Origin of the sequence: Amycolatopsis xylanica (genome assembly GCF_900107045.1) — a bacterium.
Classification (GTDB): domain Bacteria; phylum Actinomycetota; class Actinomycetes; order Mycobacteriales; family Pseudonocardiaceae; genus Amycolatopsis; species Amycolatopsis xylanica.
Genome location: NZ_FNON01000014.1, coordinates 99,834 through 118,618 on the forward strand (window position 1 = coordinate 99,834; position 18,785 = coordinate 118,618).

At 69.9% G+C, this 18,785-nt stretch carries 14 protein-coding genes; 2 read left to right on the forward strand and 12 right to left on the reverse strand.

Annotated features, from left to right (window positions below; translation table 11 throughout):
* Positions 1 to 8: 8 nt before the first annotated feature.
* On the reverse strand, positions 9 to 806 hold the full coding sequence (locus BLV57_RS40235) for a uroporphyrinogen-III synthase (protein ID WP_091299350.1): 798 nt from the start codon (positions 804 to 806) through the stop codon (positions 9 to 11).
* Positions 799 to 1,770 (reverse strand): helix-turn-helix transcriptional regulator, encoded by a 972-nt coding sequence (locus BLV57_RS40240; RefSeq protein WP_091299353.1) that lies wholly within the window; start codon positions 1,768 to 1,770, stop codon positions 799 to 801. The genes BLV57_RS40235 and BLV57_RS40240 overlap by 8 nt, the downstream gene beginning before the upstream one ends.
* A gap of 62 nt (positions 1,771 to 1,832) precedes the next feature.
* On the opposite strand from BLV57_RS40240, the gene BLV57_RS40245 reads away from it, so the two are divergent.
* Both BLV57_RS40245 and BLV57_RS40250 read left to right on the forward strand, forming a co-directional pair.
* Positions 1,833 to 2,228 (forward strand): DUF3224 domain-containing protein, encoded by a 396-nt coding sequence (locus tag BLV57_RS40245; protein ID WP_091299355.1) that lies wholly within the window; start codon positions 1,833 to 1,835, stop codon positions 2,226 to 2,228.
* 48 nt (positions 2,229 to 2,276) lie between these two features.
* Positions 2,277 to 3,398 carry a DNA glycosylase AlkZ-like family protein gene (locus BLV57_RS40250; protein ID WP_091299357.1) on the forward strand — a complete coding sequence of 374 codons (1,122 nt, stop codon included), beginning with the start codon at positions 2,277 to 2,279 and terminating at the stop codon, positions 3,396 to 3,398.
* A gap of 275 nt (positions 3,399 to 3,673) precedes the next feature.
* Here BLV57_RS40250 and BLV57_RS40255 read toward each other — a convergent pair whose 3' ends face one another.
* The 10 genes from BLV57_RS40255 to BLV57_RS40300 form a co-directional block, all read right to left on the reverse strand.
* Positions 3,674 to 4,810: a S53 family peptidase gene (locus BLV57_RS40255; RefSeq protein ID WP_091299360.1), complete on the reverse strand. Its 1,137-nt coding sequence runs from the start codon at positions 4,808 to 4,810 to the stop codon at positions 3,674 to 3,676.
* 14 nt (positions 4,811 to 4,824) lie between these two features.
* A complete protein-coding gene (locus tag BLV57_RS40260; RefSeq protein WP_245757721.1) occupies positions 4,825 to 6,981 on the reverse strand; it encodes a hypothetical protein in 2,157 nt (718 codons plus the stop codon).
* 107 nt (positions 6,982 to 7,088) lie between these two features.
* Positions 7,089 to 9,179, reverse strand: a complete 2,091-nt coding sequence (locus BLV57_RS40265; protein WP_091299362.1) for a hypothetical protein — start codon at positions 9,177 to 9,179, stop codon at positions 7,089 to 7,091.
* Between the two features lie 87 nt (positions 9,180 to 9,266).
* Positions 9,267 to 9,929, reverse strand: coding sequence for a sirohydrochlorin chelatase (locus tag BLV57_RS40270; RefSeq protein ID WP_091299365.1), 663 nt, complete (start codon positions 9,927 to 9,929; stop codon positions 9,267 to 9,269).
* On the reverse strand, positions 9,926 to 11,035 hold the full coding sequence (locus BLV57_RS40275) for a uroporphyrinogen-III synthase (protein WP_091299367.1): 1,110 nt from the start codon (positions 11,033 to 11,035) through the stop codon (positions 9,926 to 9,928). The genes BLV57_RS40270 and BLV57_RS40275 overlap by 4 nt, the downstream gene beginning before the upstream one ends.
* A complete protein-coding gene (gene nirD, locus BLV57_RS40280; RefSeq protein WP_091299370.1) occupies positions 11,032 to 11,373 on the reverse strand; it encodes a nitrite reductase small subunit NirD in 342 nt (113 codons plus the stop codon). The genes BLV57_RS40275 and nirD overlap by 4 nt, the downstream gene beginning before the upstream one ends.
* Positions 11,370 to 13,877 carry a nitrite reductase large subunit NirB gene (nirB, locus tag BLV57_RS40285; RefSeq protein WP_091299372.1) on the reverse strand — a complete coding sequence of 836 codons (2,508 nt, stop codon included), beginning with the start codon at positions 13,875 to 13,877 and terminating at the stop codon, positions 11,370 to 11,372. Before nirB ends, nirD begins: the two co-directional genes overlap by 4 nt.
* On the reverse strand, positions 13,878 to 15,239 hold the full coding sequence (locus tag BLV57_RS40290; RefSeq protein WP_091299374.1) for an MFS transporter: 1,362 nt from the start codon (positions 15,237 to 15,239) through the stop codon (positions 13,878 to 13,880).
* A gap of 43 nt (positions 15,240 to 15,282) precedes the next feature.
* The gene (locus BLV57_RS40295) at positions 15,283 to 16,710 is read right to left on the reverse strand and encodes an FAD-dependent oxidoreductase (RefSeq protein ID WP_091299376.1); all 1,428 of its coding nucleotides are present in this window, start codon (positions 16,708 to 16,710) and stop codon (positions 15,283 to 15,285) included.
* Positions 16,707 to 18,779 (reverse strand): molybdopterin oxidoreductase family protein, encoded by a 2,073-nt coding sequence (locus BLV57_RS40300; protein ID WP_342741238.1) that lies wholly within the window; start codon positions 18,777 to 18,779, stop codon positions 16,707 to 16,709. The genes BLV57_RS40295 and BLV57_RS40300 overlap by 4 nt, the downstream gene beginning before the upstream one ends.
* Between the last annotated feature and the right edge of the window lie 6 nt (positions 18,780 to 18,785).

Here is an 18,785-nt window from a genome sequence, read left to right on the forward strand (position 1 = left end):
CGGAACACTCACGACCCCAACGCTGAGGCGAGGAGTTTCACTAAGGCTCCGAGGCGCTGGCGGTCCGGTTGGAGGGTCGGAATTCCCAGCTCGACCAGCGGCGCCGCGGTGACCGGGCCGACGCACGCGCAGACGACGTCACCGCGCAGGGCGTCCACAAGCGCATCCAACCGGCCCGAATCGCGCGCCAGGGTGAGCAGGTTCTTCGCCGCCGGAGCGCTGGTGAACGCCAATGCGCCCACCTCGCCCGCGAGAACGCCGTCGAGCAGCCGATGCGCGGGCGAAAGGTCCTCCGGCCAGAGCCAGCGGTACGGCTGGGCCTCGATGACCGAGGCGCCCGCGTCCAGCAGCTGCCCGGTGAACTCCGGCAGCGGGGCGCCGTGCAGCTGGACCGCCACCCGCGCGCCGGACACGCCGGTGGCGATCAGGCCCGAGAACAGCTCGGCGTTCGTCTCGGACGGGGCCGACCACTGCTCGGTCAGGCCGCGGCCGCGCACCGCGCCGACCGCCTTCGGGCCGCGCGCGAAGATCCGGGAGCGGCCCAGCACCGGGACCAGGTCCATCCCCCAGCCGTCCGCCGCGCCGGTCCAGCCGCGGAAGCCCGCGCCGGTCGTGATGGCCGTGAAGTCGACGCCGGCCAGCACTTCGACGGTGGCGGCGCGCAACAGCGCGTCATCGGGCAGGGGGACGATGCGGATGGTCGGGGCGTGCCGGACCGTCGCGCCCTTGCGTTCGAGGGCGGCGATGAACTCGTCCGCCCGGCGCTCGGCGGTGATGCCGATCGTGACCCCGGTGAGCTCAGCCATACAACGCGCCCATCTCCCTGATCGCCCGCGCGACCTCGTCCCGTAACTCGGCGGGCTCCAACACTCGCAGATGCCCGCCGAAGCGCAGCAGCTCACCCAGCGCGGGCTCGCCTTTCTCGACCGGCAGGTCGACGAGCAGCCAGCCATCCGCGTCCGGCTCCCGCGAAGCCCGCGCCTCGCGGACCGCGCGTTCGCCGACCGCACCGCAGTAGAACCCGGCCAGCGCCTGCGCGCGCGGTGACATGTGGACCAGTGCGACGCGCGGGAACATCCGGCGCTCGAACTGCTCGGACCATTCTCGCCAGGTCGAGGCCAGGTCGAAGTCGGCAGGACGCTCGAACGGGTCCAGTTCTTCGACCTCGCGGATCCGTGACACGCGATACATGCGGTCGCTGCCCTCGCAGCGGCCCGCGAGGTACCAATTGCCCGCCTTGAGGATCAAGCCCAGCGGCATCACTGTGCGATCGACGACGCGCTGGCCCCACTTCTCGTAGCGGATGCGCAAAAGTTTGCTCTGCCAGACGGCTTCGGCGATCTCCGCCAGATGCGGCAGGCTTTCGATGCCGCGATGCCAGCCCGGAACGTCCAGGTAGAAACGCTCGGCGACCTTGCCTGCCCGGCTGCGCAACTCCGCGGGCAGCGCCGCGTAGAGCTTGAGCTGGGCGGCCGCGAGGACCGTGCCGAGGCCCAATTCGGCCGCCGCGACCGGCAGACCGGCCAGCGAAAGCGATTGCGCCTCCTCCTCGGTCATCCCGGTCAGGCGCGTGCGATAGCCGTCGACGAGCTGGTAGCCGCCGGTGCGGCCGCGGTCGGCGTAGACCGGCACACCGGAGGCGGACAGCGCGTCGATGTCGCGATAGATCGTGCGGACGGACACCTCGAGCTCCGCCGCCAGCTCGTCGGCGGTCATCCGGCCGCGGTTCTGCAACAGCAGAAGAACCGAAAGCAGCCTGCTCGCTCGCATGGGCTCATTCTGGCAGTAAAACCTGACACAAGCTGACAGGTATGCCCGGCACAGTGATCCGCATGAACACTTTCACCCCGAAGAACTGGGACGAAAAGATCGTCAGCGGGACCGAAGGCGCGCCGCGGGTGGCGCACGCGCATGTCACGTTCGCCTACACGGGCGTCATCGAAGGCGAATCCGTGTGCGACTACCTGCTCTTCTATCCCGGCGAAGGCTTCGACGGCCGCGGCACCACCTCGCCAGGCCTCGAGCGCATCGAAGGCTCAGTGGACGGTCGCAAAGGCAGCTTCGTCATCCGGCACGAGGTAGGTTTCGACCTCGAAGGCGTCCACGGCAGCTGGACGGTCGTGCCCGGCTCCGGCACCGGCGAGCTCGCCGGGCTGAGCGGCGGCGGCGAGGCGTCCGGCTCGATGGGGTCGCAGACGATGTCCTACACGTTCGAGTACTCGCTGTAGGTCGTGTTTCTCGGATCTGGTGCGTGAGAGTCCTAGGGAGTCATCGAAGTGCTGGAAGTGGATCGCGCGCAGGTGATGGCGTACCGGATCGCGGTGCAGGGCCTGCACCGCGAGGAGAAGGACGCGGCGAAGCTGGCCGTGTTCGACCTCGGCGTGCAGGACAGCAGCCGCGACACGGCGGTGCACGCGCTCGTCGCGCGGCTCGCGGCGCCGATCACCGGCGAGGCGTTCACTCAGGACGAGCGGTTCGCGCTGGTGTGGTCGCACCGCGGCGCCCAGCACTTCCATCGCCGCGAGGACCTGCCCGAGCTGACGCGGTCGCTCGTGCCGATCGACGAGGCCGACGCGATGGCCCGCATGGGCTGGAACCGCAAGATGGTCGAGGCGGCGGCGATCCCGGCCGTGGAGACGCTGTTCATCGCCGCCCGCGCGATGCGCAAGGCCATCCCGAAGCCCACGTCGAAAGGCGACGCGAGCACGGCCGTCACCAAGCTGATCCCGGAAGGCCTCACCTACTACTGCCGTGGCTGCCAGGTCGTGCACATCCTGGAGCAGCTGTTCCGCGTCTCCTCACTGCACGGCGGCATCCGCCTGGAGCCGGACGCGACACCCGCCGTGCTCGCGCCGCTCGAAGGCCGCAAGCCGGTCAGCACCAAACCGGACCTCGCGGCGGCGACCGCCGTCGTGCGCCGGTACCTGCACGTCAACGGGCCGGGCACGCGCGGGGACGCGGCCGGGTTCGCCGGGACGACCGCGGGCACGGTCAAGCACACCTGGCCGGACGACCTGGCCGAGGTCCGGGTGGAGGGCAAGCCCGCGTTCCTGCCCCAGGAACGGGTTTCCGAGCTGGAGAACCCTCCGGAGCCGGACCTCGTGCGGCTGCTGCCGTCCTGGGACCCGCTGCTGCAGGCCCGCGACCGCGCGATCCTGGTGCCGGATCGCGCGCGGCAGAAAGAGGTCTGGCGGATGCTCGGCAACCCCGGCGTCGTGCTGGCCGACGGCGAGATCGCGGGCATCTGGCGTGCGAAGGCGGTAGGGCGGAAGCGTCTCGACTTCGACATCAGTCCTTTTGAGGCACTCCCGCCCGCCGCACGCGCCGCCGCGGGTGACGAGGCCGAGCGGATCGCGACCGCCCGCGGTTTCGCGGAGGTGCGAGTCACCTGGTCGTGAGTGTTTAGGCCGGTTAGAACCGGCCGGAACACTCACGACCCCCAGTACCACAAGTCAAGCAAGTTGACTGAGGTGGATTAGAGGCGTTGAACGCCCCATTTCCTCCTCAGTCAACTTGCCTGACCTCGCAAGCAGATGGCTAGCCGCGGCGAACGGAAGAATCTGGCCGCACAATGTCCAGATTCGTCCACTCGCGAACATCAACTCGCCCACCAGACCACGCCACGTCTGACTTTCCAGCCAAGAGAACCGGCCGAAACACTCACGACCCGAACCTAAAAGGCGGTCAGCCCGTCCGGCGTCCCCAGGCCGGTCGGCGCGTCATACCCGGGCTTCGCGACGCACAAGTAGTCGCCACCGCATTTGGCGCCGTCCAGCCGCGGGTCGTTGTTGCCGGTCACAACGTCGAAGAAGCCCGTGCGGCCGTAGAGGTCGCCCGGCTTGCCGAGATGCCCGGTCCGGCCGTAGAGCCCGGCGACGAACGGCGCCGACGCGCTGGTGCCGTCGACGGTGATCCAGCCGCCCACGTCGGTGCTGTAGAGCGCGAGCGTCTCCGCGACCGCGGCGACATCCGCCACGGTCCGCTTGCCGCAGTTCTTGTCCTTCTGCCACCGCGGTTTCGCGACATACGCCGAGCAAGCGCTGCCGCTGCCCTGCCACACGGTCTCGGACCAGCCGCGAGGCGAGCCTTCGTCACGCGCGAGCGTGGTCCCGCCGACGGCCACGACCGAACTCAGCACCGCCGGGAAGCTCGCCGCGGTGAACCCGTTGTCGCCAGAAGCCGCGACGATCGTCGCGCCCTCGTGCACGTAGCTCTTCCCGAGCGCGATCGCGGCGCCGGTTTCCCGGGCGCCGTAGCTGTTCGACACGACCTTCGCGCCGAGGCGCACTGCCGTCTCCTCGGTCGCCGCCATGTTGTCCAGCCGCGGGTCGTCCGCCTCGACCACCAAGATCCGGCAAGCCGGGCAGGCCGCCGACACCATCGAGACGTCCAAGGTCGACTCGATCGCCCAGCCGATCTCGAAGGCGGGCAGTGGCCCGGCGTCGCCGCGCTGGTTGACCTTGCGGAAGCAGCCGTTCGCGGTCGTGCACGCGGGCAGGCCGAACTGCGCGCGATAGGTGTTGAGATCCGACTCCAGATTCGGCGCGTCGTACGCGATCGAGATCGCGACCACCGTGTCGGCGCCCGCGCCGGCGGGAAGCCGGTACGCCGCCGCGAGATCGGAGGCTCCCCAGCCGGACGGCACGTCGGCGAGACCGCGCACGGCAGGCTTGTACGAGGTCAAGCAGCGCACGTAACCCGGCTTGTCGTCGGGACACGCCGCACGCGGGCCCGGCGCGGCCGTCGCCGTGCCCGCCACCGCCGACAGCCCCGCGATCGCCGTGAGGACCGCGCAAAGAACACGTTTCATGATTCCCCCTGGTTTCAGCGCACGACCTGGAACGCGCGCGTGATCGTTTCGGTGATGGCGCCGCCCGCCGCGTCCCGCGCGGTCACCCGGAGCGTGACGAACCCGCCCGCGAAGCCCGGGAAACTCGCGGTGAAAGCGGCGCGGAACTTCCCGTCGCCCTGCCCGGTCGTGGCCGCGTCCGCCCAGGTCGCCCCGTCGTCGAGGGAGAACTGTGCGGTCACGTCCGTGATCGGGCTCGCGGCGGCCTGCTGCAGATGCCCGACCGTGAGGTCGACGTATTGCGGTCCGCCGAAGGTGAATCCGCTCGGGGTCAGCTCCCCGACCGAATAGCCCAGCGTCAGCAACGGTTCCACCGCGCATGCCCGGTCCTGCGTGCCTCGGGCGCAGACGAACGCGCCAGGCAGCGTCGCGCCGTCGACGTGCTGCGACTTCCACGTCCATTCGGTGTGCGAGGCCGTGGAGAGCCGGTACATCGGCCCGGTGCGGCTCGCGTCGAGGCTGAGCTTGAACGTCGACGGCTTCGGGTCCACGGCCTGATCGATCGTCACACCCGCCGAACTCCCCGGGCCACCTTCGGCGATCGTCGCGCCGTCCTGAGTCAGCACGTACTTGCCCGTGATGGTGTCCCGCGGCTCGCCGAAGAAGCCGGAGCCGGTGTGCCCGAGCTGGTTGTCGCCGAACGGGATGATGTCGACCTTCAGCTGGTCGCCCTTGCGCAGCGCGGGCGGGACCGTTCGCACCGAGCTGTCATCGGGCGCGACGAGACTGGCCGCGCCGGTCGGATGCAATGGGTACTTGTTCCAGTCCTCGGTGACCGTTTGACCCGCGGTGTAGTAATGGCTCCGCTCATCCACGATGCCGCGCTCATTCGGATAGCCGCCCGACGATTCCTGGTACTTGGCGAGAAAGCCGAACCAGCGCAGATCGGGCGCCGCCGAGACGTATTCGGTCTGCCTGGCCGGGAGCACGATCGTCTGGGTCGGCCCGCCACCGCCCTCCTTCTGGAAGGCGAACGTCGGCGCGCGCAGCCGCAGGCCGACCGTCTGGTAGTCCGAGTAATACGTGGCCTTGACGGTCGTGAAGTCCTTGTCCGTGACGACATAACGCTGCTGCGGGATGTACCCGTGCGTCGGTTTCATCAGGTAGTACTCGTACGCGGGACCCGGCGGCGAGACGAGCCTGGTCTGCGCGTAGCTCTGCAGCTCGCCGATCTTGACCGGCTTCAGCGAGGGCGAGACCCACACCGGGACGCCCGGCGAGGTGTCCATGCCCAACGACGAGCCTGGGCCGATCTTCGCCGCGCGCCGGTAGAAGAAGCCGTTGTTGGACAGCAGCGACGGCCGGGGCGTCACCCATTCGACCTTGCTGGTCGCCTTCGACGCGTCCATCCGGACGGTCAGGTCCCTGGCGACGGTGAACTCGGGCTGGGCGACGACGTAGTCCCCGGTTTCGTTGTTCTCAGGGTCGCTGGTGAAGTGGATCGCCAGCGCGCTGTAGTGGCCTTCGGGCACGCTGAACCGCACTTCGCCGTTCTCGAAACGGCCGCGCTCTTCGTTGTAGTCGAGCAGATCGGCGTTGTCGACGTTGTAGAGGAACACCGAAGTGCCGTTCGCGGGCTTGCCATCCGGACCGTTCGCGGCGAACGTGAGCGTCCGCATCACCGAAGCCGGCTTCGCCTTGGGCTCCGCCGCACCAGGCAGGCGCAGCGCGCCCGCCGCGAACAGGCCTTGCCCGCCGAAACTGCCGCGTGCCTTGTCTTCGGCGTATTGCTTGGCCAGCGCGGTGCCGAACGCCTTGGCCGCGTCGGCGTCCATGCTCGCCCGGCCTTCGACCGGCACGCGCCCGTCTCGCTCGGCCTTGGCCAGCGCGTGGACGTCGAACAGCTTCATGTCCAGGCCGTTCCCGAGATACGGCAACGCGGTCGCCGGGATCTCGAACGACTTCCCGCCGAGCTTGAGATGCACGAACGAGCGGGCGATGCCCCGCTCGGCCACCGGTCTGACCTCGGTGAACTCGGTCCCGTCCGGCGCGGTGTGGATCACCACCCGGTCGCCGGTGACCAGCAGGACGGTGTCCGAGGTCGGTATGTCGGATTGAGCGACCGCGGGCTGCGCCACGCACATGGCGGCACCCGCGATGATCACGGAAAGAACGGACAACTGCTTACGCACTCAAACCTCCCAGTGTGAGTCAGCAACAAGACTCACGTTTGGCGCACTAAGAGCGTTGCTTGACAACGAGAATTGGCCCGTTCGGCCCAGACCGTTCCGGACGGCCGCTAGGACAGCACCTTGTAAGCGCGCGTGATCGTCTCCGCGATCGCCGCACCGGCCGCGTCGGAAGCGATCACCTTCAGCGATACGTAACCGCCGTCGAAGCCGGGGAACGACGCCGCGAAGGCCGCGGTGAACCTGCCGTCGCCGCGCGCGGTGGTCGTCGCGTCCTGCCAGGTCGCCCCGTCGTCGAGCGAGAACTGGACGGTCGCGCCCGTGATCGGGCTCGCCGCGGCCGACTGCAGGTGCCCGACGGTCAGCTCGAGGCTCTGCGGACCGTTCTGCGCCCGGCCGCCGACACCGAGCCCGCCGACCGCGTACCCCAGCGTCAGCAACGGTTCCGCCGCGCACGCGCGGCTCGGCGGCTGCCCCTTCGGGAAGGTGCAGACGAGCGACCCGGGCAGCGTCGCGCCCTCGACGTGCTTCGACGGCCACGTCCATTCGGTACGGGTCTCCGTGGAAAGCGCGTAGTTCGGGCCAAATCGATAGGCATCGAGTTCGAACTTGAGTGTCGACGGCGTGGGATCGAGATTCTGTTCGAGCCGCAGATCGGAGCCGCGCGCGGCGTTCCCTTCGACGATCGTCGTGCCGTCGCGCGTCAGCCGGTACGACCCGCCGATCCCATCGCGGGACTCGCCGTGGAAGCCCATCCCGGTGTGCCCGGGCTGGTTGTCGCTGAACGGCGTGAGCGCGAGCCGGAGCAGGTCGCCGTCCCTGGTCACCGGCGCGACCGTGAAGTTCGAGCTGTCGTCGACCAGGCTGAACGCGCCCGCCGGGTGCAACGGGAACTTGTTCCAGTCCTCGGTCAGCGTCTGCCCGGCGCGGTAGTGGTGCCAGGACTCGCGCTGCCCGCCGTACCAGGCCTCGAATCCGCCGGCGCCGGTCACGCTGTACTTGGCGAGCCCGCCGAACCAGCCGAGATCGGTCCCCGTCGAAACGTATTCGGTCTGTTTCCTCGGCAGCGTGATCGGGTGGCTGCCCCCGCTGCCGCTCTCCTGGAACGAGTACATCCCGGCGCGCTGCCGGATCCCGGTCAGGCCGAATTCCGAGTAGTAAGCGGCATTCACGGTCGCGAGTTCACTCGCCTTGACCACGTATCGCTGCTGCGGAATGACCCCGATGGCGGCCTTCTGCAGCTGATACTCGTACGGCACACCAGGCGCGGGCGCGGAGATCAACCGGGTGTGCGGATACGTCTGGAGCTCCCCGACGCGCACGGGCCGCGCGCTCGGCGCGACCCAGATCGGCGCCGGCCCCGCGCTCACGTCGACGACCTGGCTCGTGCCGACCTTCGCGGCCCGGCGGAGGTAGAACCCGTTGTCGGCCAGCAGCGACGGCCGCGGTGTCACCCAGTCGACCTTGCTGGTCGCGCGCGGCGCGTCGACGCGAACGGTCGTATCGGCATCGACGGCGAATTCGGGATGGCTCACGAATCGGACGCCGGTGACGTTGTTGTCGGCGTCAGTGCTGATGAACAGGCCCAAGGCGCTGTAGTGCCCGTCAGGCGCGCTGAACTTCGCGGTGCCGCCCTCGAAGTAGTTGACCTGCTCGTCGAAGTCGAGCAGCCCGGCGTTGTCGACGTTGTAGAGGAACGCGACACCCTCGTTCGCGGGCTTGCCGTCGGGCCCCTGCGCGTCGAGGGAGACCGTTCGCATCGGAGACCTGACCGCGACGCGTTTCGGCGCCTTGCCTGCGAACAGGCCCTGCCCGCCGAAGCTCCCACGCGCGCGGTCCTCGGCGTACTGCTTCGCGAGCGCCTTGCCGAACTCCTTGGCGGCCTGGCCATCGGTCACCTTGGGCCGCGCGTGGATGTCGAAGTCGGCGAGGTTCAGGCCGCGGCCGAGATACGGCAGCGCGGTCGCGGGCACCTCGAACGCCCTGCCCCCGAGCCGCAGGTGGACGAGCGTGGCGGCGACCCCCTTGGCGGCCGCGGGCCGCACCTCGACGAGTTCCCTGCCGTCTGGCGCCGTGCGGAGGACGACCTCGTCACCGGTCGGCAGCAGGACCGTGTCCGAGGCCTCGCCGGGATCCGCGATCGCCGTCGAGGCCGCGACCACGGCGATCCCCACGGTGAGCAGGGACAAAAGTTTTCGCACTGGCTCCTCCGATGGTGAGTAGGCACCGATATATAGGCCTGGGGCCTGTAATTGGTTGCCTCTCGATCGGAAGTTGCGCCGTTCGGCCTAGGCGACCTGAGCCTGCCGGACCGAGTGATACCGCCGCAGGACCACATCCGCGATCAGTTCATGGTCGCCCAGCGGCTCGGCGATCACCGCCGCGCCGGATTCGGCGACGCGACGCTGGAACAACCCGGGCGCCAGCAACCACGAAGCCACCGCGACGCGACCGGGCAGTCCGGCGACGACTTCGGCCACTGACGGCGACGCCGTCGCGGCGAACCCGACTCGAACCGGCACACCGAGCCGCACGGCCAACGCGTGCGCGGCCGCGTCGACGTCGGCGAGCGCACGCGGATCGCTGGAGCCCGCCGCGGCGAGCACGACCGCGTCGCCTGGCTCGTACCCGGCTTCGAGCAGCCGGGCACGCAGTACCTCGATCAGCTCCGGCGCGGGCCCGAACGACCGCGCGACGGTCACCTCCGGATGCCCGCTCGCCTCGACCTGGGCGGGCACATCGGTCCGCACGTGATACCCGGCCGCGAGGAACGCCGGCACGACCACGGCGGGCCCGCGCACCTCGCGCAGCACGGCCGTCACGTCGGGGGCTCGCACGTCGGCGTACGCCACCCGCACCTCGACGCCGTGCGCGCGCACGCGGGCGGCGAGCCGTTCGGTCATCTCGGCACCGGCCGGATCGCGCGTGCCGTGCGCGGCGAGGACGATCATCGCGCCCCCTCGACGGCCAGCCGGTAACCCCGCTTCACCACGGTCTGCACCACTTTCCCCTCTCCCAGCGAAGTCCTGAGCCGCCCGATGGCCGTCTCGACCGCGTGTTCCTCGCCGCCGGACGGCAGCGCCGAGGTCAGCTCACGCCGGGAGATGACCCGGCCCGGCTCGGCGGCGAGCACCCGCAGCAACGCCATCGGAGCTGGCGCCACATCACACCACTGACCGTCCACAATGGCCGCTTGACCGCGCAGCTCGATACACCGGCCCGCGACACGCAGCCGCGGCGACCGGGCTTCCAAGGCTTGCGAAACCGTCCGAGCCAGCGCGCCGATCCTCGCGCGCTCCGGCTGAACGGTCGGAATGCCCAGTGCCGCCAGCGGAGCGGCGGTGATCGGGCCGACGCAGGCGACGACGATCCGCCGGGTCAGCGCGTCGACCACGCCCGGCAGCCGCGCGGTCCGCTTCGCGAAGGCCAGCATGCTCGCCGCGGCGGGCGCGCTGGTGAACGGCATCGCGTCGATCGAACCGTCGAGCACCCCGTCGAGCAGCTTGTCCAGCGGCCCGGGATCGGCGGGCCCGACCCAGCGGTAGACCGGGATCTCGATCACCTCGGCGCCCGCGTCACGCAGCGAGTCCACGAAGTACCGCAACGGTTCCCCGTGCAGCTGGACCGCGATGCGCTGACCGTCCACACCGGACGCGAGCAGATGCTGCAGCAGCTCGGCGTTGCTCTCTGACGCGGGCGAGTAGTCCTCGGACAGCCCGGCCGCGCGGATGGCCCCCTTGGCCTTGGGGCCCCGCGCGAGCACCGACGCCTTGCCGAGCCGGTCGAGCAGCGCCTCGCCGATGCCCCAGCCTTCCGCCGCCTCGATCCAGCCGCGGAACCCGATGCCGGTCGTCGCGACCACGGCGTCGAGCCGCTCATCGAGCAGGCGTGCGGTCGCGGCGTGCAGCTCGGTGTCGTCCGACAGCGGCACGATCCGGATCGCCGGTCCATAACGGACGGTCGCACCCTTGCGCACCAGCAGCGCGCCGAGCTCGTCAGCCCGGCGCGCCGCGGTGATGCCGACCGAGAACCCGGCCAGTGGCAGCACCTCGGTCATGGCGACCCCACGTGCACCACACCGTTGACGACGCGCACGGGATAGGTCCGCACGGACACGCCGTCCTCGTCGAGGCAACGCCCGGTCACGAGGTCGAACCGCTGCTTGTAGATCGGCGACGCGACCACGGGGACGCCGGAACTGTCGCCCACGATCCCGCGTGACAGCACGGCCGCGCCGCTGAACGGATCCACATTGGACAGTCCGAAGAACTCCTTGCCGGTACGGAAGATCGCCACCTGCGCGCCGTCGGCCAGCAGCGCGGCGACGCCGGCGCCGGTGGGCACCTCGCCCACCGGGCACACGGCGACCCACGATCGCTCCGCGGACGCGGTCATCGTCCCACCACCTCGGGAATCCCCAGCATGACCGGCACCTTCTGCTCCCGCTCGGTGCGGAACGAGATGCTCGGGTCCGGCACACCGGGCGCGTTGACGAACGAGCTGAACCTGGCCAGCTTCTCGGGGTCTTCGAGCACACCGCGCCACTCGTCGGCGTAAGTGCCGACGTGCTCGGCCATCGCCGCGTCCAGCTCCGCGCAAATGCCCAGGCTGTCGTCGACGATCACCGCGCGCAGGTGGTCGAGCCCGCCTTCCAGCTCCTCGATCCACGGCGCCGTGCGCTGCAGCCGGTCGGCCGTGCGGATGTAGAACATCAGGAACCGGTCGATCGTCCGAATGAGCGTCTCACTGTCCACATCAGACACAATGAGGTCGGCGTGCCTCGGCGTGGTGCCACCGTTGCCGCCCACGTAAAGGTTCCAGCCCTTCTCGGTGGCGATCACGCCGAAGTCCTTGCTGCGAGCCTCCGCGCATTCACGCGCACAGCCCGAGACCGCGGACTTGAGCTTGTGCGGCGACCGCAGGCCGCGGTACCGCAGCTCCAGCTCGATCGCCAGCCCGACGCTGTCCTGCACGCCATACCGGCACCACGTGGACCCGACACAGGATTTGACCGTGCGCAACGCTTTCCCATACGCGTGGCCGGATTCGAACCCGGCGTCCACCAGCCGCCGCCAGATCCGCGGGAGCTGGTCGACGGTCGCGCCGAACAGGTCGATCCGCTGGCCGCCGGTGATCTTCGTGTACAGCCCGAAATCACGCGCGACCTCACCGATCACGATCAGCTTCTCCGGCGTGATCTCGCCGCCCGGGATCCGCGGCACCACCGAGTACGTGCCGTTGCGCTGCATGTTCGCCAGGTACCGGTCGTTGGTGTCCTGCAATCCGGCCTGCTCGCCGCCGAGGATGTGCCCGTTGCCCAGCGACGCGAGGATCGACGCCACCGCGGGCTTGCAGATCGCGCAGCCGTCACCCTTGCCATGCTTGCGGATCAGCTCACTGAACCGGTCGATCCTGGTCGCGCGCACGATCTCGAACAGCTCGGCGCGCGACTGCGTGAAGTGCTCGCACAGCGCCTTCGACTGCTCGACACCGCACGCGGTCAGCAGCTTGCCCAGCAGCGGCACGCACGACCCGCACGCGGTACCCGCCCTGGTGCACGCCTTGACCTTGGCGACCGAGTCGCAGCCCTCGCCGATCGCGTGCGTGATCGCGCCCTTGGTCACCGCGTTGCAGGAACAGATCTGCGCCGCGTCCGGCAGCGCGTCGACGCCGATCGCCGAACCCGAGGACGGTGCGTTCGAGATGATCGAAGCCGGGTCGGCGGGCAGCCGCTCACCGACGAGCGCGCGCAAGGTGTTGTACTCGCTCGCGTCGCCGACCAGCACGCCGCCGAGCAGCGTCTTGGTGTCGTCGGAGACCACGAGCTTCTTGTAGGTCCCGCCGACCGCGTCGTTGACGACGACCTCGAGCGCACCCTCGGTCACCGCGTGCGCGTCGCCGAAGCTCGCCACGTCGACGCCCATCAGCTTCAGCTTGGTGGAGGTGTCCGGGTCGGGGAAGGTCGCCTCACGGCCGGTGAGCTGCGCGGCGACCACCTCGGCCATCGCGTACCCGGGCGCAACGATGCCGTAGACCTTGCCTTCGACGGCCGCGCATTCGCCGATGGCGTAGATGTTTTCGTCGCTCGTGCGGCAGCTCCGGTCGACGAGGATGCCGCCGCGCTGGCCGACGTCCAAACCGGACTCACGCGCTAGGTCGTCACGCGGTCGGATACCGGCGGAGAACACCACGAGGTCGAGGTCCAGCTCGGTGCCGTTGCCCAGCCTGGCGAACAGGCGGTCGCCGTCGGCCTCGATCGCGTCGGTCGACGTTCCCGTGTGGACGGTCACGTCGAGCCCGGTGATCAGCCGCCGCAACAGCGCGCCACCACCCTCGTCGACCTGCAGCGGCATCAGGCGCGGTCCCATCTCGACCACGTGCGGCGACAAGCCCATGTCCCGCAACGCCTTCGCCGCCTCCAAGCCGAGCAGGCCACCGCCGACGACCATCGCGGCGCGGCGACCGCGCCCGGGACGGGCGGCCCGTTCCCGGATCGCGTCGAGGTCCTCGATGGTCCGGTAGACGAACACGCCGGGCAGATCGTGACCCTTGACCGGCGGCACGAACGGCCGCGAGCCGGTCGCCAGCACCAGCGCGTCGTACCGCTGCTCGAACCCGGCCGCGGTGACGACCGTCTTACGCTCACGGTCGACCCGGGCCACCGGGTCGCCGAGCCGGAGTTCGACGCGCTCGTCGCCCTCGTAGCCTGCGCCGGGCATCGCGAGCTTGGCCGCGTCCCAGCCGTCCACATAGGACGTCAGGGCGACCCGGTCGTAGGCGGGGCGCCGTTCCTCGCCCAGCACGACCACCCGCCAAGCACCGGCCAGGTCGTCCGCGCGCACCGCTTCGACGAGCCGGTGCGCGACCATGCCATGTCCCGCGACCACCAGCGTCCGCATCTAGACCTCCGCTCCGGCGAGTGCCAGTCCCCGTGTGCTCGTGACGGTCGCGGGCTGCTTGCGGAGGTAGACCGCCCAGGTCACCACGAAACAGACCCCGTAGAAGGCCAGGAAGCCGATGAACGCGGGTACCCCACTTTTGGCGGCCGCGAACGATTCACGGAACGCCAGGTTGATGAACAACCCACCCAGCGCGCCGACCGCGCCGGCGAGTCCGATGAGCGCGCCGGACAGCTTGCGCGCCTTGAGAAGTTCCGTGGTCTCGTCGGCGCCTGCCTCGATCGCGACCTTCGCCTTGGCACGGAAGATGGCCGGGATCATCTTGTACGTCGAGCCGTTGCCGATGCCCGTCAGTACGAAAAGGACGATGAACGCGATCGTGAACAGCGCCAGCGACTTGGCGTTCGAAGCGATGATCAGCACGACCGTCGCCGAGCCCATCAGCGCGAAGGTGCCGAAGGTGACCTTGCCGCCGCCGAACCGGTCGGACAGCCAGCCGCCGATCGGGCGGGACAGCGAGCCCAGCAGCGGCCCGAGGAACGTCACCGCGACCGCCTGCAGCGGCGTGCGGCCGAACTGGTTCTGCAGCACCAGGCCGAACGCGAAGCTGTAGCCGATGAACGAGCCGAAGGTGCCGATGTAGAGGAACGACATCACCAGCGAGTGCGGGTCCTTGATCACTTCGCGCATGGCCTTCGTGTCACCGCGCACGGTCGCCAGGTTGTCCATGTACAGCCACGCGAAGACGGCCGCGATCACCACGAGCGGGATGTAGATGTAGAGCACCAGCCGGGGCTGCGCGGCGCCGGCGGTGCCGATCACCAGCAGGCCGACCAGCTGGACCGCGGCCACGCCGAGGTTGCCGCCGCCCGCGTTGAGGCCGAGTGCCCAGCCCTTGCGCTTCTCGGGGAAGAAGGTGTTGATGTTCGTCATCGACGACGCGAAGTTGCCGCCGCCGACACCGCCGAGCGCGGCGACGATCATCAGCGTGCCCAGCGAGACGCCGGGTTCCAGCACGATCGCCGCGAGAATAGTTGGAATGAGCAGCAAAACCGCGCTGATGACCGTCCAATTGCGACCGCCGAACCGCGCGACCGCGAAGGTGTACGGCAGCCGCATCAGCGCGCCGACCGCGGTCGGCGTCGACACCAGCAGGAACTTGTCGGCGGCGCTGAACCCGTAGTCCTTGCCCATGAACAGGACCATGACCGACCACAGTGTCCACACCGAGAAGCCGATGTGCTCCGCCAGGATGGAGAACCAGAGGTTCCGGCTGGCCACCTTCTTGCCGGTGGACTCCCAGAATTCCTCGTTCTCTGGTTCCCAGTGCTCGATCCAGTGCGAGCCGGTCCTGCTGCCCATTCCACTCTCCTTCGTCGTCACCGGGAAACTCACTGGGCGAAACTCATTGGGCGCCGAGCCACTCGGCGATGCCACGGACCGCGTCGCCGCAGCCACCGCAGCCGGTGGTCGCCCGCGTCGCGGTCGCCAGCTCGGCGACCGAACAGGCGCCGGACTTCCACGCCTCGACGAGCCTGCCCTTGGTCACCGTGTTGCAGCGGCACACCACGGCCGCCGCCGGCAGGTCGGCCGGGCTCGACGCGGGCGTCGAGACACCGGGCAATGCTCGTCCCAAAAGGACGCTGAGCCGATCGGCCGGAACCGGGGTGCCCCGGTCGTAGAGCTGGGTGATGCTCGCGGCCGCGTCGGGGATGCCGAGCATGATCGCGCCGGCCACCTTGTCCTTACGCACCACGAGTTTCGCGTACCGCCCGCCCGAGGGATCGGCGAAGCAGAGCACCTCGGAGGTCTGGTCACTGACTTCGGCGCCGACGTCACCGAGCGACGCGAGGTCGATGTCCCGCGCTTTCAAGCGGGTCACGACCGAAGTGCCGCGGTAGCGAGCACGCATGTCGGTGCCGGTCAGCAGATCGGCCAGCGTTTCGGCCTGCTCCCACGCGGGCTGTACCAGTCCCGAGATCGTGCCGGGGTGCTGCGCGCAGTCACCGATCGCGTGGATCCGTCCGTCACTGGTGCGCAGCGCGTCGTCGACCAGCACGCCACGGTCGACCTGAAGCCCGGCCTCGACGGCCAGCGTGGTGTCCGCGCGGACACCGGCGGAGACCACGACCAGATCAGCCGGGACGTGGCTGCCGTCATCGAGTTTCAACCCGTCGCCGGGCAGATACCGGGCCGCGCCGGCGCCGAGCCGGAAGTCGATGCCGAGCTTTTCCAGCGAGCGCACCAGAACCTGGCTCGCACCGGTGTCGAGCTGGCGTTCCATGATCGTCGGCAGCGGATGCACGACCGTGACGAAGTTGCCCCGGCCGGCGAGCCCTCGAGCGGCTTCGAGGCCGAGCAGGCCGCCACCGAGCACGGCCACGGGTGCGCCGAACTTGGCCGCCTCGAGGATGCGGTCGCAGTCGTCGAGCGTGCGGAACGCGACGACGTCCTTGCCGAGTTCCAGGCCCTCGACCGGCGGCAGCCACGGCCTGCTGCCCGTCGCCAGCACGAGCACGTCGTAGTCCACCGTGGAATCGTCGGCGAGCACGACGTGGCGCGCGGTGCGGTCGATGCTCGTCACGCGGGTGCCGACACGGAGGTCGACACCGGTCTTGCCAGCCCAGCCTTCGTCGTGCAGGCGAACGGTTTCCGGGCGCATCGTCCCGGCGACGACCGCCGAAAGCAGCACCCGGTTGTACGCGTGGTGCGGTTCCTCACCGAGCACGGTCAGCGTGACCCGCGTGCCTTCGGGATCGCGGCGGCGGATCTCGTCGGCCAGCCGCGCACCCGCCATGCCGTAGCCGAGAATGACGACCTTGCGTGGACTCATGCCGGATCCTCCTCGTCACGGGACAGGGAAACCGCGCACACCTTGAACTCGGGCATCCGGCTGATCGGATCGAGTGCCGGGTTGGTGATCAGGTTCGCCCGCTGCGCGCCGGGGAAGTGGAACGGCAGGAACACCACATCCGGCCGCATCGAAGCGACCGCGCGCACCCGAGCGCGCGTCTCGCCGCGCCGCGACTTCACCAGCGCCCACTCCCCCTCGACGAGCCCGGCCCGCGCGGCGGTGTCCGGGTGCACTTCGACGAACACCTCGGGCACGGCCCTGGTCAGCTCGTCGACCAGGCGGGTCTGCGCACCGGATTGGTAGTGCTGCAGCACACGGCCGGTCGTGGCCTGCAGGGGAAACTCGTCGTCGGTCCGCTCGGCCGGGCCGGAGTGGTCGACGGCGACGAACCGCGCGAGCCCGTCGGCGTGCGCGAACCGGTCGAGGAACATCCGGGGCGTGCCAGGATGCCCGACGTCCGGCACGGGCCAGTACAACGCCTCGCCGGCACGCAGGCGCTCGTAGCTGACCCCGGAGTAATCCGCGAGGCCACCCCGCGAAGCCTCGCGGAGCTCGGTGAACACCGTCTCGGCGTCCGTGGGAAACCGGCCGTCGGGCTGCCCGAGCAGCTTGGCGAGCCCCGCGATCACGTCGAGGTCCGTGCGCACGCCCGCCGGCGGGGTGACGGCACGCTTGCGCAGCAGCACACGGCCTTCGAGATTGGTCATCGTGCCGTCTTCTTCGGCCCACTGGGTCACCGGGAGCACGACGTCGGCGAGCGCTGCCGTCTCCGACAGCACGAGGTCCGCGACGACGAGCAGATCCAGTGAAGCGAGCCGGTCGGCGACGTGCGCGGCACGCGGCGCGGACACGACCAGGTTGCTGCCGAAGACCATCAGCGCCTGGGGTCCGCTTTCGGTACCCAGCGCGTCGAGAAGCTCATAGGCCGACCGGCCGGGGCCCGGCAGCGAATCCGCGGGCACACCCCACACACCGGCGACGTGGTCGCGCGCGGCCGGGTCGTCGATCTTGCGGTAGCCGGGCAGCTGATCGGCCTTCTGGCCGTGCTCACGCCCGCCTTGGCCGTTGCCCTGGCCGGTGATGCAGCCGAAGCCGGAACCCTTTCGGCCCGGCAGGCCCAATGCCAGTGCCAGATTGATCCACGCGGTGACCATGTCGGCGCCGCGCGCGTGCTGTTCGGTACCCCGTGCGGTGAGGATGTACGCGTTGCGTGCGGCCGCGAGCCGGGCGGCGACCCGGCGCTGGTCGGTCGCGGACACCCCGGTGACGCGTTCGGCCCGTTCCGGCCACCACCGCGCGACGACCCGCCACATGTCTTCGAAACCCGAGGTCCGTGAGTCCACATAGGATTGGTCCAGATGGCCATCCGCGACGACCGCGTGCAGGATTCCCAACGCCAGCGCGAGATCCGTGCCAGGAGCCGGTGCCAGGTGCAGGCCCGCCAGCTCGGCGGTCGGCGTGCGGCGCGGGTCGACGACGATGAGCTCGCCGCCGCGCAGGTGCTGGACGAACGGCGGCATCGTCTCGGCCGGGTTCGCGCCGATGAGCAGCACGGCGTCGGCTTCGGCGAGATCCGTGACAGGGAACGGCATTCCGCGATCGAGCCCGAACGCCCGGGTGCCCGCCGCCGCGGCCGAGGACATGCAGAACCGGCCGTTGTAGTCGATCTGCGAGGTGCCGAGCGCGACCCTGGCGAATTTCCCCAGCAGGTAGGACTTCTCGTTGGTCAGCCCGCCGCCGCCGAACACGGCCACCGAATCCGCGCCGGACGTTTCCCGAAGCCGGGTGAGCCTGCGCGCGATCAGGCCGAGCGCGTCGTCCCAGCTCGAGGGCACCAGCTCGCCGTCCACCCGCACGAGCGGTGTGGTCAACCTGGCCGGTGAGTTCAGGAGCGCCCCGGAAGTCCAGCCCTTCTGGCACAGCCCGCCCGCGTTGGTCGGGAATTGGCGGGGCTGGACGTCGCCACCGCGCAAACTCATCCCGCACTGCAGCGCGCAGTATGGGCAGTGCGTATCCACCGAGGTGGTGGGCGGGGCGGTCGTGGTCACGGGCGT